The 15,269-nt window shown below is 65.7% G+C and carries 15 protein-coding genes; 10 read left to right on the top strand and 5 right to left on the bottom strand.

What is annotated here, in order from left to right; translation table 11 throughout:
• Position 1: 1 nt before the first annotated feature.
• A complete protein-coding gene (locus OG874_RS18940) occupies positions 2-868 on the top strand; it encodes a MetQ/NlpA family ABC transporter substrate-binding protein (RefSeq protein WP_330256451.1) in 867 nt (288 codons plus the stop codon).
• 197 nt (positions 869-1,065) lie between these two features.
• Positions 1,066-2,457: an MFS transporter gene (locus OG874_RS18935; RefSeq protein ID WP_330256450.1), complete on the top strand. Its 1,392-nt coding sequence runs from the start codon at positions 1,066-1,068 to the stop codon at positions 2,455-2,457.
• 16 nt (positions 2,458-2,473) lie between these two features.
• On the opposite strand, the gene OG874_RS18930 is transcribed toward OG874_RS18935, so the two are convergent.
• Positions 2,474-3,529: an isopenicillin N synthase family dioxygenase gene (locus tag OG874_RS18930; protein WP_330256449.1), complete on the bottom strand. Its 1,056-nt coding sequence runs from the start codon at positions 3,527-3,529 to the stop codon at positions 2,474-2,476.
• Positions 3,530-3,670: 141 nt separating this feature from the next.
• Between OG874_RS18930 and OG874_RS18925 the strand changes: the two genes are divergently transcribed.
• Together OG874_RS18925 and OG874_RS18920 are read left to right on the top strand one after the other, a co-directional pair.
• Positions 3,671-4,258: a helix-turn-helix domain-containing protein gene (locus OG874_RS18925; RefSeq protein ID WP_330256448.1), complete on the top strand. Its 588-nt coding sequence runs from the start codon at positions 3,671-3,673 to the stop codon at positions 4,256-4,258.
• Between the two features lie 54 nt (positions 4,259-4,312).
• A complete protein-coding gene (locus OG874_RS18920; RefSeq protein ID WP_330256447.1) occupies positions 4,313-4,933 on the top strand; it encodes a hypothetical protein in 621 nt (206 codons plus the stop codon).
• A 20-nt stretch (positions 4,934-4,953) separates the two neighbouring features.
• Here OG874_RS18920 and OG874_RS18915 read toward each other — a convergent pair whose 3' ends face one another.
• Positions 4,954-5,745, bottom strand: coding sequence for a helix-turn-helix domain-containing protein (locus OG874_RS18915; RefSeq protein WP_330256446.1), 792 nt, complete (start codon positions 5,743-5,745; stop codon positions 4,954-4,956).
• An 86-nt stretch (positions 5,746-5,831) separates the two neighbouring features.
• Here OG874_RS18915 and OG874_RS18910 point away from each other — a divergent pair, with 86 nt between their 5' ends.
• A complete protein-coding gene (locus tag OG874_RS18910; protein WP_330256445.1) occupies positions 5,832-6,212 on the top strand; it encodes a nuclear transport factor 2 family protein in 381 nt (126 codons plus the stop codon).
• Positions 6,213-6,236: 24 nt separating this feature from the next.
• On the opposite strand, the gene OG874_RS18905 is transcribed toward OG874_RS18910, so the two are convergent.
• Genes OG874_RS18905 through OG874_RS18895 form a run of 3 tightly spaced genes read right to left on the bottom strand, consistent with a single transcriptional unit; the run spans position 6,237 to position 8,666 of the window.
• Positions 6,237-6,587 carry a hypothetical protein gene (locus OG874_RS18905; RefSeq protein WP_330256444.1) on the bottom strand — a complete coding sequence of 117 codons (351 nt, stop codon included), beginning with the start codon at positions 6,585-6,587 and terminating at the stop codon, positions 6,237-6,239.
• A 34-nt stretch (positions 6,588-6,621) separates the two neighbouring features.
• Positions 6,622-7,542 carry a non-homologous end joining protein Ku gene (gene ku, locus OG874_RS18900; RefSeq protein ID WP_330256443.1) on the bottom strand — a complete coding sequence of 307 codons (921 nt, stop codon included), beginning with the start codon at positions 7,540-7,542 and terminating at the stop codon, positions 6,622-6,624.
• On the bottom strand, positions 7,542-8,666 hold the full coding sequence (locus OG874_RS18895; protein ID WP_330256442.1) for a lycopene cyclase family protein: 1,125 nt from the start codon (positions 8,664-8,666) through the stop codon (positions 7,542-7,544). Before OG874_RS18895 ends, ku begins: the two co-directional genes overlap by 1 nt.
• A 458-nt stretch (positions 8,667-9,124) precedes the next feature.
• On the opposite strand from OG874_RS18895, the gene OG874_RS18890 reads away from it, so the two are divergent.
• From OG874_RS18890 to OG874_RS18870, 5 genes are read left to right on the top strand one after another with little or no spacing between them, the layout of a single operon-like run.
• Positions 9,125-10,162, top strand: coding sequence for a 3-oxoacyl-ACP synthase III family protein (locus OG874_RS18890; protein WP_330256441.1), 1,038 nt, complete (start codon positions 9,125-9,127; stop codon positions 10,160-10,162).
• A 1-nt stretch (position 10,163) separates the two neighbouring features.
• On the top strand, positions 10,164-11,072 hold the full coding sequence (locus OG874_RS18885) for a hypothetical protein (protein WP_330256440.1): 909 nt from the start codon (positions 10,164-10,166) through the stop codon (positions 11,070-11,072).
• On the top strand, positions 11,069-12,766 hold the full coding sequence (locus OG874_RS18880) for a fatty acid CoA ligase family protein (RefSeq protein WP_330256439.1): 1,698 nt from the start codon (positions 11,069-11,071) through the stop codon (positions 12,764-12,766). The genes OG874_RS18885 and OG874_RS18880 overlap by 4 nt, the downstream gene beginning before the upstream one ends.
• A complete protein-coding gene (locus OG874_RS18875; RefSeq protein ID WP_330256438.1) occupies positions 12,739-13,791 on the top strand; it encodes an NAD-dependent epimerase/dehydratase family protein in 1,053 nt (350 codons plus the stop codon). The genes OG874_RS18880 and OG874_RS18875 overlap by 28 nt, the downstream gene beginning before the upstream one ends.
• Positions 13,792-13,837: 46 nt before the next feature.
• Positions 13,838-15,256, top strand: a complete 1,419-nt coding sequence (locus tag OG874_RS18870) for a cytochrome P450 (protein WP_330256437.1) — start codon at positions 13,838-13,840, stop codon at positions 15,254-15,256.
• Positions 15,257-15,269: the final 13 nt, after the last annotated feature.

Genomic DNA, 15,269 nt, shown 5'->3' with positions numbered 1-15,269 from the left:
AATGCGATTGCTGCGCCGTGTTCTGGTGATTCCGTTGTTGTTTGCCCTGGCCGCCGGTGCCGTGGCGTGTGGGGAGGAACGCAATACCGACGTGGTGCGCATCGGTGTGAACGATCTCGCTCTTCCGCATTGGGATGTGTACAAGAAGAAGGCCGCCGAGCAGGGTATTGCCGTCGAGTTCGTCAATTTCACCGACTACAACCAGCCGAATCCGGCGCTGAATCAGCGCCGGATCGACCTCAACAAGTTCCAGCACGTGCGGTACCTGGCCAACTACAACGTCCGCAACAACGACACCCTGGTGCCCGTCGGCGCGACCGAGATCTTCCCGTTGACCCTGTACTCGCGCAAGCACAAATCGGTGGCGGAGATCCCCAAGGGCGGTCAGATCACCCTCAGCAACAATCCGGCCAACCAGGTCCGGCCGCTGCTCGGGCTGGCGGCCGCCGGGCTGATCGTGCTGAAGGGCGGCGCGAGCTGGGATTCGAAGATCGAAGACGTGGACACCGGCGCCTCGACGATAAGTCTGAAGACTATCGATCCGACGCTGACCGCGCAGTCCCTGGAGAGCGTCGATGCCGCATTCGTCGACGACACCTTCGCCCGCCCGGCCGGCCTCACCAAGAACGAGGTCATCTTCACCGACGATCCCGAACGACCGGAGCTCGAGCAGTACATCAACGTCTTCGCCGCCCGCGCCGAAGACAAGGACAACCCGAAACTGCTTGCGCTGGCCAGGCTTTACCACGATCCGGAGGTCGAGGCGGCCGTCCGCGCCGAGACCGGCTACCAGGGCATCTTCAAGACCAACGACCCGGCCGATCTGCAGGCCACCCTGGCCGATCTGGAGACCAAGTTCCGCAAGTAGTACCGGTCAACCGTGCCCGACCTCCTTCGGTGCTCAAACCGCTGACTCCCAAGTCGCCGGAACTAGGTCTGATGCCATTTTCGGTATCACGCAATACCAAATTAGTGTTCGACTGGTATCAACTAGGGGTCGTAGCCTCCTTGCATGCCGAGTTGTGGGTGATGCAGACCACACTCGCTGGTCATAGGAGGACGACGATGTTGAAGCGGGAAACGGTAGCGACCGTCGGCGGGGGCGGCGCCCCGGATCAGGCCGACGTCGGGTCGTCGGGTCGTCGTCGTGTTCCGACGCGTTATCTGGTGTTGGGGTTGTTGTTCGTCATCACGACCGTGAATTATGCCGATCGCAGTAGTTTGTCGATTACTGGTAGTGCGGTGAAGGAGGGTTTGGGGTTCACTTCGGTGCAGTTGGGCTACGTTTTCTCGGCGTTCAGTTGGGCGTATGTGGTGGCGCAGTTGCCGGGTGGGATGTTGTTGGATCGGTTCGGGGCGCGGCGGGTGTATGCGGGGAGTCTGGTGTTGTGGACTGCGGTGACCGCGGCGATCAGTCTGGTTGGTGTGGTCACGGTGCCGGTGTTGGCGGCGTTGGTGTTGGTGTTCGGGTTGCGGTTGTTGTTGGGTGCGTTCGAGTCGCCGGCTTTTCCGGCGAATGCGCGGGTGGCGACGATGTGGTTTCCGACTGCTGAGCGTGGGCGGGCGACGGCGGTGTTCAATTCGGCGCAGTATTTCGCGACGGTGATGTTCGCGCCGATTATGGCGTGGGTCACTCATGTTTATGGGTGGCGTTGGGTGTTCGTGCTGTTGGGTGTACTCGGGTTCGGTTTGGCGGTGTTGTGGGCGCGGTGGATGAACACCCCGCGTGAACACCGACGCGTTACACCAGAGGAGTTGGAGTCGATCCGCGCCAGCGGCGCATTGGTCGATTTGGACGAGCGCGGGACCGTGCAGGCCGAGCGTGCCCCGCTCAATCGGCGCACTCTGGCGCGGATTTTTTCGACTCGGCCGTTGTGGGGGGTGTATCTGTTCCAGTATGCGGTGAACGCGTTGACCTATTTTTTCATCACCTGGTTCCCGGTTTACCTGAACAAGGGCCGCGGCCTGTCGTTGGTCGATGTCGGTTTCATCGCCGCGCTGCCGGCGTTGGCGGGGTTCGTGGGTGGTCTGGGTGGTGGGGTCGTCTCGGATGCGATCTTGCGTCGTGGTGGATCGTTGACCGTGGCGCGTAAGATCCCGGCGGCGGTGGGGATGGTGTTGACGATCGCGATCGCGTTGTCGAATTTCAGTGACAGCACCACGGTGATCGTGGTGATCATGGTCGTGGCGTTTCTGGGTAAGGGTGTGGGTTCGCTGGGGTGGGCGATCACTACCGATATCGCGCCGCCGCAGGCGATGAGTTTTGTGGGGGCCACGATGAACGCGTGCGGCAATATCGCCGGTATCGTCACCCCGATCGTGATCGGCTATCTGGTCGAGGCGACCGGTTCCTTCGATACCGCGCTCTGGTTCGTCGCCGGGCACGGTGTGCTGGCTTTGATCGCGCTGGCGGTCATGGGCACCATCCAACGCATCCACTTCGATCAGGAATCATGACAAATCCCTGCTGAGGCTAGTCGCTGCCGCTCAGGGGATAGCCCGATGCGGCGAGGACACGGGCCGCTTCCCGGGACGCATTCGTATTCGGCTGCAGCGCACGGGAACCCGCGAGCTTCGCGTGGAGATGATCGGCGATGGTGATCGGTTCGTACTTGCTGCCCTCGCCCACGCACGAAGGCAGGGTTTCGATCACCGCGTCGGTGTTGCCGTCGTGGAAATAGGCTGCGCTGCGGCGTCTTTGGATGGTTCCGTTGGTGATGGGCGGCATGACGCGGTGCAGGGTGGACAGCCAGCGTTCGTTGGTCCAGCGCGACATCAGGTCGCCGAGGTTGACGAGCAGGGCGTCATCGGCGGGTTGTACGTCGTGCCACCGCGTGTCTGCGCCGAGGACTTGCAGCCCGGGTACCTGGTCCGCCCACAGGACGGTGACGATGCCGTAGTCGGTGTGCTCGCCCATGCCGGTGAGTTCGCCGTCGAGATCCACGGTGCCCGGTGGCAGCGCGTAGTTGTTCATGCGCAGCACATCGAGGGAGTGGTCGGTGAAGCGGTTGAAGTATCCGGGTGGCAGGTCCAGCGCGTCGGCGAAGATGGTGGTGAGGGTTCTGGCCAATCGGGTCGCGTGCGCGAAGTATGCCTCGACCGGCGCGCGGAATCCGGGAACCTGTGTCGGCCACAGGTTTTCGGCGAAGTCGCGCGGGGACAACTCGACCCCGGGATAGGCGTCCGCGGCGATGCCGATATTGAACGCCTCGAAGAAATCGTTCATCCGGGTGGCAGATTCGACGCCGAGGCTCAGGCTGAGACTCTCGCTCTTGGGTGGAGAGTAACCACGGTTGACCTCGGGTGGGTTGCGGTAGTCCAGCTTCGTTGCCGGGTCGAGGTCGAAGAAGGAGTCGAGGGCGGTCGCGAAATCGTCGAGCACCCATTGCGGAACGGCGTGACCGGTAATCTGCATGAAACCGACGGTGCTCGCGGCCGCATCGATCGCGCGGGCCACCGCCCGGCGTTCGGCATCGGAACCGGCTGCGACGTACGGCGAAATATCGATGACGGGCACATGGAATTCCACGGCGTCCTCCCTCTTTCGACATCTTGATGATAAGCGACAGCAATCAGAATCTGATATCCATATGTCGTGAACGTGCACCTGCGTCACGGTCAGGTTAATCCCGGATCGCCGTCCGCGTCGGCGATCGGACAGCCTACCGCCGTGCCCGAAACCGACGTCGCCGATGACGAATCCAGCCTGGCTGCCCTGGTCGGCGGCGTGGTGCGGGCGCTGCGCGAGCAGTCCGGACTGTCGATGCGGGAGCTCGCGAAGCGGGCCGGAATCAGCCAACCGTTCCTGAGCCAGATCGAGCGGGGCGTCAGCGCGCCTTCGATGGTTACCACCTATCGGCTGGCCGGGGCTTTGGGCGTCGCTCCCGGCGATCTGCTGCCCGCACCGGAATCGGAGCGGGTCCGGGTGGTGCGTGCCGACGAGGGCACGTTGATCCCGGTCGCGGACCGCCCCGACGCTGCCATCGGTCGGGCGCTGCACCTGCGGCCGAATAGTCCGCTCGAGGTCATCGAATACCGCGTCGAACCCGGTCAACACATCGGGGAGTGGTTCGAATCGACCGGGGTGAGCGGTCTCTACGTGGTCTCCGGCGAGCTCGCGGTCGAGATTGTCGGCGCGGGGCGATTCCGCCTCGGCGCGAGAGATTTCATCAGCTTCCCGGCCACCATGCGGGACCGCTGGCAACTGGTCGACGACAAGCCGGCCCACGTACTGCTGGTCATCGCGCGTCCGGCCTGATCCCCATCGGGCGATTCGCTGGCGGTGGCGGCCCGCAGCGGAGATGATTTCCGGGTGGACGAGATCACCTATCGGAACACCCGGCGCGCACTGCACGCGGTGGGGGAGTTGTTGATCGCGGGCCCGCAGTATCAGCGGTTCGGGACCATCCGACTGCGGGTCGCGCACGGCGGGTTCGGCGGTGCGCAGTGGCCGGTCTCGGTGGTCGGCACCGATCTGGTGTGGCCGGAGGGGCGGACCCCGCTCACGGGCACCTTCGAGAAGGTCGCGGCCGCCGCGGGCTTCGAAGCGCAGGCGCCGGCCAATGTCTATGCCGACACCACGGGCGCCGAACCGGGCGACCCGCTCGTGGTCGATGCCGACGCCGCGGCGCTGATCGCGGACTGGTTCGCGCTCGGCGATTCGGCGCTACGCCGCACTGCGCGCGAGGTCATTCCGGTGCTGTGGCCGGAGCATTTCGATCTGTCCAGCGCGCTGAACGAAGTCAATTACGGTGTATCACCAGGAGATTCGACTCACCCAGGGCCCTATGCGTATGTCGGGCCATGGACGCCGCGCACCGGTGAATTCTGGAACGCGTCCTTCGGCGCGCTGCGGCCGCGCGACGACGTGAATACGGTCGCGAGCCTGCTCGAGTTCTTCGAAGAGGGAAAGGCGCGGGCCGCCGAGGCCTGAACCGACTGTGTCCCAGCGGTTTACGGTCCGGCCACGGGAACCAGTTCGGTGAGGTAGGCGGCCGTGGCGGCGTCGGCGGGAAAGTACGACTCGATGGCGATCTCGTCGAGTGTGACATCGAAGGCCGCGCCGAACCGCATGATCGTATTGAACAGCGACAGCTCGGCATCCCGGTGCCGAAGGTGAATCGGCAGCGCGATATCCGCCGGATCGAGCCGCACCGGTCCGTCGGCACGGCCGAATGCGCTCAATTCCTCGTGCAGCGCAATCAATTCGGGATCGCCGGACTCCGCGGCCTGCCGGGCGAGCCGGGTGAGCAGGAACCCGCGCACCTGCTCGATATTGCGCACCCGCGAAGCGAATCCCTTGGGGTGCAGCCCAATTCGCATCATGTTGATCGGCGGCTCCAGTAACTCCGCGGACACGTCCTCGAAGAAGACCTCTGCCGCGGCATTGGCGAACAACAGATTCCACTGCCGATCGATGGCCAGCGCGGGAAAGGGTTTGTGGGCGTCGAGTACCCGCCGGACCGCGGTCCGCGCGTGCGTTAGGTCCGGATCGTCGAGTGCCCGATGCTGGTACGTCGGCGCGTGCCCGGCCGCGACCAGCAGCCGATTGCGTTCGCGCAACGGTATGCCCAGATGTTCGGCGAACCGCTCGATCATCGCGGGGCTCGGGATGGTTCGCCCGGTCTCCACGAAACTCACGTGCCGCGTGGAGATTCCGGACTGCACCGACAGTTCGAGCTGGCTGAGCTTGCGCCGCAGGCGCCAGTCGCGCAACAGCGCACCGACGCGACGATCGTTATCCACTCGCCCAGTATCGCGACACCGAACCGGCGCCGCCATTACATGGCAGGTAATCGACACGCTTACCGCGCTGCTGCGACGGTTACCCCATGACGAACGACAAACTGGCATCCCGCAACAAGGATCTCGTACTGCGCGGCCTCGCCGAGTTCACCAAGGGCAATATCGAGGTGCTGCGCGAGCTGTTGCACGAGAACTTCATCGAGCACAGCCCCGGCAACCCGTCGGGCCGCGACGCCTTCATCGAATTCACCGCGAACTCACCGGTGGCCACGGCCCGACTGGAGATCAAACGGGTTATCGCCGACGACGAATACGCCGTCGTGCACTACCACATGATCGCGCAGGACGATCCGCGCGGTAGCGCGGTGGTGGACATCTGGCGACTGGTCGACGGTGTGATCACCGAGCACTGGGATGTCGTGCAACCCGTGCCCGACGCCGATTGGATCCCGCACGGCATGTTCTGATCCGGCTAGCGGGCGCCCCGCCCGTCACCGGCCAGTCGGCCGCGGCGGATGAGCGCCCGCTTGGCGCCCGGCGGCACCGCGGGCAACGCCTCGTCGGCCGAATCCGGTTCGGGCTCCTTCGGATTCGGCCGGACGAACAACGTCACTGACGCCGCGGTGTTCGAACTCCATCGAGCCGAGCACGAATCCGACCACCCGATCGGAGTCGAGGGCGACCCAGCATGCGTTATCGGGGCTGTCCAGATGTTCGGCCACCGAGGTCAGCGACCATGAGGTGTAAGGCTCGAGGGTGGTGTCGAATACCTCGTATCCGAGATCGAGCACCTGGCGTAAATGGCCGAGGCCCATCGGGACGATCGCTATCGCGGGGTCCATGCCGCCCAGTTTGCCAGCGGTGTGCGGGCTATCCTCACGCGCCCTTGCGGGCGGCGGTTTTCTTGGCGGTTTTCTTGGCGGGTTCGGCCGGGGTCTTCTTCGCGGCCTTCGCGGTCTTCTTCGCCGGTGCCGTCTTCTTCGCGGCGCCGTCGTCGGCCTTCGCGGCCCGGCGGCCGCTGGCTTCGAGACTGCGCTGCAGGGCGGCGACCAGATCCACGACCTCGGCGTCCATTTCGGCGGGTGGCGCCTCGGGCTGGCTGACGAGTTTGCCGGTGCCGCTGGCAATGGCCTCGTCGAGCACTCGCTTCAGTTCGATCTGGTACTCGTCGGTGAACTGGTCGGGGTCGAAATCGTCGGACATGGTCTCGACGAGTGTCTCGGCCATCTTGATCTCCTGCGGCTTCGGCTCGGCGACGCCGTCGAGGGATTCGAAGTCGACCGCGCGGACCTCGTCGGGCCACAGCAGGGTCTGCAGCACCAGCACGCCATCGCGTACCCGCAGCGCGGAGAGCCGGGTCTTCTGGCGCAACGTGAAATGCACGAGCGCGGTCCGATCGATGCGCTCCAGCGTGGTCGCCAGCAGTACGTAGGCCTTGGGGGTATTCGAGTCCGGTTCGAGGTAGTAGCTCTTCTCGAACAGGATCGGGTCGATCTGCTCGGATGGCACGAACTGCAGCACCGGAATCTCGTGCTTCTCGGCGGCGGGCAGTTTGGCGAAGTCCTCGTCGGTCAGGATGACCTTATCGCCCTCGGGGGATTCGTAGGCCTTGTCGATGTCGGCGTATTGCACGGATTTGCCGCAGACCGTGCACACCCGGTCGTACTTGATCCGCCCGCCATCCTTGGCGTGCACCTGGTGGAACCGGATGTCGTGATCCTCGGTGGCGGTGTAGACCTTGACAGGGACGTTTACCAGCCCGAACGCAATCGAGCCCTTCCAGATAGCTCGTGCCATCACTCCATGATGGCCGAACCCATTCGAATGCGCGAGCGAATCGGCATCCCGAGTGTCGCGGTCGCGACGCGCCGACGGAGTTCGGGCGGCAGCGCGGTGAAGAGGGTCCGCATGGCGGCGACGGTGCCGCCGAGGTCGGTCCGGCCCGAGACATACGCCCGCTGCCGCTCCGGCGGCATGGTGAAGAAGGCATCGAAGAAGACGGGAATGTCGGCGGGCGGTAGAGCGAGAAGGGCGCGCAGACCGGCCGCCCGCAACGCGTGCACCGCTCGGGCCTGTGCGGGCCAGGCCGACGAGCCGAGGGCGACCGCATCGGCGGCGGTGAGTGCTGCGGTAACGCTGTAACCCGTTGCGGGATGGGTGAATGCGCCTGCCGCGCCGAAGGTGCGCCGCCCCGGTCGGCCGCCCTGCACCGGGAAACGCACCCGTTCGATCGGTTCGGTGCCGGTGAGTTCGATACCGCGGGAGCGCAATCGGTGGTGCAGTCGGTCGCGCAATATCGTGGTGTCGATGGCGGGTCGCCCGGCCAGGCAGGTCTCTTCCAACAGCATCGATGCGCCGCCCAGCGGCACCGCGTAAAGGAACGAGCGCGGTTGTGTCGGCAACGCGCCGTTGTCCGCGCGCCAGTCCATGAACAACGGTTCGAGATCCGCGCCACGACCGATGATCACGCCGTACGCGGTCTGTTCGGCCAGCTCGGGGGAGCGGGCGACGCCACGGGCATCGATCACCCGCTCCGACCTCAGCACCGCTCCGGAAGCCAAAGTCACTGTCTCGCGGCGAAGTTCGACGACGCGATCCGCCAGTACCCGCGCGCCGTCGAGATCCAGTGCGGCGCGCAGCCGCTGGGAATCGAAGACGACGTAGGGCCGGTCGAGTCGATGCGGCCGAGTCCCCCAGGCCGTCGGCTGATCCACGGTGGCCGCCACTGCCGCCGGATCCAGCCATCGCGGCAGCTCGTCGGCCCACCCCGCATAGGTTGCCGACCACTGCCGGTCCGGCAGCGGATCGATTGCGGTGACCGACATTCCGTGCGCCAGGCAGCGATGCGCGAGCGCGCGCCCGGCGGGACCTAGTCCGCAGACGATGATGTCGGCGGCTGTGTCGATGGCTCGCTCGCTCATGGGGCGTTCCACGCGGGGCACGGATGCCGGTGTGGCACAGCGGGTTCGGCGGTGGGCAGGTCGGATCCTTCGGTCGGCGGGATCGGTTCGTCGTTCGTGCGGAGCTTACTTCTGGGCGGATCTGCACCCGTTGCGTGGTGATAGTTCACAGATATCGACGGTGACATTCTTCATAATGCGATCATGGTAGATCCGGATTTTCCAGCAGCGATGTGACTCGCCAGTAGCAAGCCGCCATGATCCGGCTGGTCACGTTCTCTCGTGCGCCGTATGCTCGGCGTTGTCGGTCGGATTGCCGAGGGTCGGGCAATCCGGATCCGATCACCGAAATCAGTGTTGATTTCGAAATCTTCTGTTCCCCAATTGTGTGGAACGGCATTCCCGCACCGTCTGCCCGAGGCCATTGTCGTGCCAGCGGGAAGTTTGTGCTGCCCGTCTCTGTCGAAAGGACCGCTACGGTGAATTCTTCCCGATTACGCGCCCTTGGAGCCGCCCTTCCGGCCGGCGAATACACCACCTCCGAAGTACTCGGTCGGATGACGAGCGGCGGCGAGTTCGACGTCGAGCGAATTACCGGCATCGGCCACCGATATCTGGTGGATCGCACCGTCGAGGACACCCTGACTCTCGGCGCACGCGCCGCGCGGGACGCACTGGCGAAGTCCGGCCTGGACGCCGCCGACCTCGACATCATCATCTGCGGCGCAACCACGGTGCACGACGGTTTCCACATGGTCTTCGAACCGTCTGCCGCGCAGGAGATCGCCCGGCGCATCGGCGCGGTCAACGCGTCCGGTTATGACGTGGCGAACGCGTGCGGTGGCACCATGACCGGAATCTATCTGCTGGACAACATGATTCGCGCCGGTGTAGTGCGCAACGGCATGGTGGTCACGCCCGAGGTGATCTCACCGGTGACCGAGGGCGCACTCGCCGAGGCGATCGATGTGCGCGATCCACAGTTCGCCGCGCTGACCCTCGCCGACGCCGCGGTCGCGGTCATTCTGGATCCGGCGGTCGACGAGGACGACGTGCTGCACTACGTCGACCTGACGACCTGTGCCGAGTACTCGCCGTTGTGTATCGCCAAACCGAGCGACGCCAGCGAGAACATGATCATGTTGACCGACAATCTCACCATGCAGGCCGCGCCGCGCCGCGAAACCTGGGCCGAATTCCACCGCGATATTCTCGCGAAACGCGGCACCACATTCGCCGCGGAGAAGTTCGACTTCATCGTATTCCACCAGCTCGGCGTCGGATTCACCGAGAAGCTCGCCGAGTCCGGCAGCAAGATTCACGGCGCCGAGCTGCCGCCACGACTGGCGACCGTCGAGAAATATGGCAACACCGGAGCAAGTACGCATTTCCTGGTGCTGCACGACTACATTTCGCGTGGCGAGATCCCGAAGCGGGCGAAGATCTGTTTCGTCCCGACGGCGTCTGGAATGGTCTTCGGTGTCTTGTCGGCAACTATCAGTGCATTGGTGGGATGAGATGACATTTATTATTCAGCGGTCCGCCGTCAGCGCCGACCCCACCCTCGGCTCGATCGATCACGCAGTCCGGGCGGCCGGGGAGTGCCTCTCGGGGGCGGGCGTCGACCCGAATGACGTCGACGTGCTGATCAATGTGGGCGTCTACTGCGACAGCAATATCGTCGAGCCGTCGAACGCCGCCCTGATCCAGAAGGAACTGGGGATGCACCTGGATTACCAGGCCGGATCCTCGCGGGCGGGTTTCTCGCTCGATCTGCGCAACGGGGCCTGCGGCGTGCTCAACGCGCTGCAGGCCGCGGGCGCGCTGCTGCAGAACGGCACAGTCGAGCGGGTGCTGATCGTCGGCAGCGACGCACATCCCGGCGGTGCCGAGAACGCACCGTCCGACTTCCGCTACGCCGCGGTCGGCGCGGCGTTGTTGGTGACCAAGGGCATCGATGCCGACACCGGCTTCGATCGCGTGCACATCCCCGCGCCGCTGCCGCGTGTGGTCGGCACCCACCCCGGTGTCGCCGGTTACCTCGATCTGAAGGCGATGGGCAATGATGGACAACGCTCGATCACCGTCGATGTCGCCGACGACTACGCCGAATTGGTCGCCGGCGCTGCCTGCGCCGCGGTGCGCTCGTATCTGGCCGATCGGCCGGAGACGCGGCGGGTGCTGGTCACCAATAACCCGGTGCCCGGCTTCGCGGCCGGCTTGGCGGGCGAATTCGGTTTCGCTCGTGCGCATCAGGCCGCGACCGGCGACCTCGACGCGGGCAGTTCGGGTCTCATTATCGGCTACCACCAACTGCTGGAGACCGGTGAGCTGAGGCCCGGTGACGAATTGCTGTTGGTCGCGGCGGGATCCGGTCCGATCGCCGGATGCGTCGGCTACACGGTTCCGGGCGGTGGTGCCGGATGAGCCGAGACCTCAGTGCACTCCTGGATCGCCGGATCGAGGAGCGCGCCGACCTGCCCGCGATCAGCTACCCGACGGTCGCGCATCCCGAACGCGCCGAGCGTGCTGCGGATCTCGGCTTCGCGGTGCTGACCTTCGCCGAATTCGGCACGCGGGTGCGCTCCTATGCGGCGGCGTTCGAGCGCATCGGGATCACCAAGGGCGTCAAGACCATCGTGATGGTCAAGCCCGATCCCGATCTGTTCGCGGTGATCTTCGCGCTGTTCGAGGTCGGCGCGGTGCCGGTCGTGGTGGACCCGGGCATGGGCGTGCGCCGAATGCTGCACTGCTTCCGTAGTGTCGGCGCGGAGGCCTTCATCGGCATCCCCGTGGCACATCTGGTGCGGCTCGCGGCGCGGCGCACCTTTCGCTCGGTTCGGGTGCACGTGACCGCCGGGCGTTCGTTCTGGGGCGGGCACACACTGCTCGCGATGCGCCGGCAGACGGGTGCCGCTGCCGCGGAAATCGCCCACGCGCCCGACGATCTGCTGATGATCGCCTTCACCACCGGCAGCACCGGGCCGGCGAAGGGCGTGGAATTCACCAGGGCCGGATTCGCCGCCTCGCTGCGAGTGATCGAGCAGTTGCACGGTCGCCCAACGGGTTTCGTTTCACTGACCTCGGTACCGCTGTTCGGCATCTTCGACCTGCTGCAGGGCGCGCACGTCGTGCTCGGGCCGGTCGATCCGGTGCGGGTGTCGAAGGCCGATCCCGCATTGCTCGCCGATGTCGTCACCAGTTTCGAGGCCACCGATGGCACCGCCTCACCCGCACTGCTCGGTCCGCTCGGCGAATACCTGACGCGGACCGGCACCAGACTGCCGAGCTTGGTCCGCGTCATCTCCATGGGTGCACCCGCGAATCTCGACGCGCTGGCGGGTGTTCGGGCCGCGCTCGGTGAGTCAGCGGATGTCTTCACCACCTATGGCGCGACCGAGGCGCTGCCGCTGACCACGCTCGAATGGTCCGAACTCGAGGAGACCCGCAAGCATACGGCCGAGGGCGCGGGCACCTGCGTCGGCCGCCCGATCCCGGAATCCGAGAGTGCGGTATCCGAAAACGAGGCACGGATTCGCATCATCACCATCTCCGATGACGAGATCACCACCTGGCACGACGATCTGGTGCTGCCGCAGGGCCAGATCGGCGAAATCGTCTCCACCGGAGCGCAAGTCAGCACCGCCTACCACCGCGACCGCGCTGCCGACGCTCGCAACAAGATCGATGAGACGCGGCCGGACGGCACCGTACGCCGCTGGCACCGCGTCGGAGATCTGGCCTGGCAGGACGAATCCGGACGACTGTGGTTCTGCGGCCGCTCCGCTCAGCGGGTCCGCACCGCGGCCGGGGATCTGTTCACTGTCCAATGCGAGCAGATCTTCAACACCCATCCCGATGTGTACCGCACCGCGCTCGTCGGTGTCGGTGCGCCGGATGCGCAGGTTCCGGTGCTGTGCTTCGAATTACGCACCGGCGTCGCGGCCGCCGAGATCCCGCGCGTGCAGCGGGAACTATGGTCCATCGCCCGCGAGCGCGAAATCACCAGGCCCATCAAGGTATTCGGCGCCCATCCAGGATTCCCGGTCGATATCCGGCACAACGCCAAGATCGGGCGCGAGGAACTGGCCGAATGGGCCGGAAAGGGTATGACGCCATGAAGGCATTGGTCACCGGGGCATCCGGATTCCTCGGCAGTCACATCGTCGACACCGCGGTACGGGCGGGCGACGAGGTGCGCGCCGTCGTGCGGCCGTCGAGCGATCTCGGATACCTGTCGACGGTGTCCGAACTCGAAACGGTGGCAGGCGATCTCGGCGACTACGAATCGCTGGTGACCGCATGCAAGGGCGTCGATGTGGTCTATCACAGCGCCGGACACGTCGCGGAGGTCGGCAGCCGCGCCCAGTTCTGGGAGGCCAACGTGGAGGGCACCCGGCGGCTGATGAAAGCCGCGCAGCAGGCGGGTGTCGGCCGGTTCGTCTTCGTCAGTAGCCCATCGGTCGCCACCTCCTATGACACCGACCGGTTCGGCGTCGACGAATCCGAGCCGTACGTGACGGATCCGAAGAGCCTGTACGTGGCGACCAAGGTCGCCGCCGAACAGCTCGTCCTCGCCACCAACACCCCCGATTTCGTGACCTGCGCGCTGCGGCCGCGGATGATCTGGGGTCCGCGCTCCTCGGGCTGGATGACGCTGCTGCTGCGAAAGCTGAAGTCCGGCAGGCTACCCGACCTCTCCGGTGGCAAGAACGTGATGGTGTCGATCACCTACTGCGAGCACGCCGCACAGGCCTGTCTGCAGGCGGCGCGATCGGACCAGGTCGCGGGCAATGCCTACTTCCTCGCCGACTCCGAGGACGTCGACCTGTGGAAGTTCGTCAACGAGCTGGCGGTCGCCTTGGATCTGACACCACCGACCCGCACCATCCCCAAACCGATATTCGATGCCGCCATCGCGGTCTTCGACACCATCTGGCGGGTGCCCGCGATCAAGGAGCGGTACCCGCCGCCGCTGTCCAGTTGGACCACTGCCGCGTTGACCGTCTCCAACACCTACGACACCAGTGCCGCCACACGGGATTTCGGCTACGCGCCGACGGTGTCACCGGCCGACGGGCTCGCCGCTTACGTCGAATGGGTCGGACAGGTCGGTGGCGTCGAGGCCGTGCTGGCCCGCGGCTGATCGCCCCGCGTTCGAGCGAAAGTCTATCCCCGCCTAGGAGACTCGCATGATGACCACCCGGCTGACCAGCCGCCCGACCGCTGCCGTCGCGGTGCCGACCGCACCCGGCGCACTACCTTTCATCGGACATTCGCACCGCCTGGCTCGCGGGCCCTACCGCTTCCTGCAGACGCTGTCGGGACTCGGACCCGTGGTGCGGGTGAAGATTCCGGGCTACGACACCTATGTCGTCACCGAACCCGATCTGATCCGGGAGGCCTTCGTCGGCCTTTCCGATCAGGGCTCGATGATCGACCGCGCCGAAGCACTGCTCGGCGCGGGTGTCACCGTGCTCTCCGGTCCGCGGCACAAGCGGGAACGCCGAATGATCGCCCCTGCCTTCGCAAGAGGCCGTATCGCGCAGTACGCCAGTGTGATGACGCAGCTGGGGGCGGAACGTGCCGAGGCATGGCGCGACGGCCAGCTGGTCGCCGTCAACGAGGAGATGCACGACCTGGCGTTGCGTACCGTAGCGGGCGCGTTGTTCTCCGGCGACCTCGGCGCGGAGACGGGCGCGGAGATCCATCAGATGCTCACACCGGTGATGACATTGCTCGCCCGCCGCGTCACCCGCCCGGCCTGGATCGACAAACTGCCGCTGCCGAGCAACCGCCGCTTCGAAGGTCTTGTCGCGGGCATGAAGTCGGCCACCCGCAAGATCATCGCGGCCTACCGCGCCGATCTGGCCGCCGACCCGACGCTGGATCACGGCGACCTGCTCGACACCCTGATCAAGGCCCGCGATGAGGACGGTGTCGCGCTTACCGACGCCCAGGTCCATGATGAGCTGATCAACTTCCTGGTCGGCGGCACCGAAGCCACCGGTATGACGCTGTCCTGGGTATTCCACGAACTGGGCCGGAATCCCGAGCTGGAGGCCGCTTTTCACGCGGAGATCGACGCGGTTCTCATCGGTCGCCCGGCTGAATTCGCCGACCTGGGCCGGCTCGATCTGACCAAGCGGATCGTCATGGAGACACTGCGGGTGTACTCGCCGTGGCTGACCGTGCGCGATGTGCCGGCGAACTACGAACTCGGCGGCAAGGCGTTGCCGAAGGGGGCCATGCTGCTGGTGTGTCCCGTCGCGGTACACCGGGATCCCGCGGTCTTCCCGGACCCCGAAAAGTTCGACCCGGACCGCTGGCTGCCCGCGGCGATGGAGTCCCGGCCCAAGGGGGCCTACCTGCCGTTCGGCATGGGCACCCGCCAGTGTCCGGGAAACGTGTTCTCGCTCACCGAGGTTGCGCTGCAGGTTGCTACGATCGGCGGGCGCTGGCGCCTGCGCCCGATGCCCGGTATCGCGGTGCAAGAGACGGTGATCGGCGCCCTGGTGCACCCGAAGCATCTGCCGATGCGGGTGGTGACCAGGCAGGTGCGAGCCGGGCACGTCGCGGATTCGTCAGACAGCGATCGCGGCGCGGCTTAACGAGTGATGAGGG

This window comes from Nocardia sp. NBC_00565 (assembly GCF_036345915.1).
In the GTDB taxonomy this organism is placed as follows: Bacteria; Actinomycetota; Actinomycetes; order Mycobacteriales; family Mycobacteriaceae; genus Nocardia.
The sequence above is the reverse complement of the archived record's forward strand: the minus strand, read 5'-3'. Positions and strand labels throughout refer to the sequence as shown.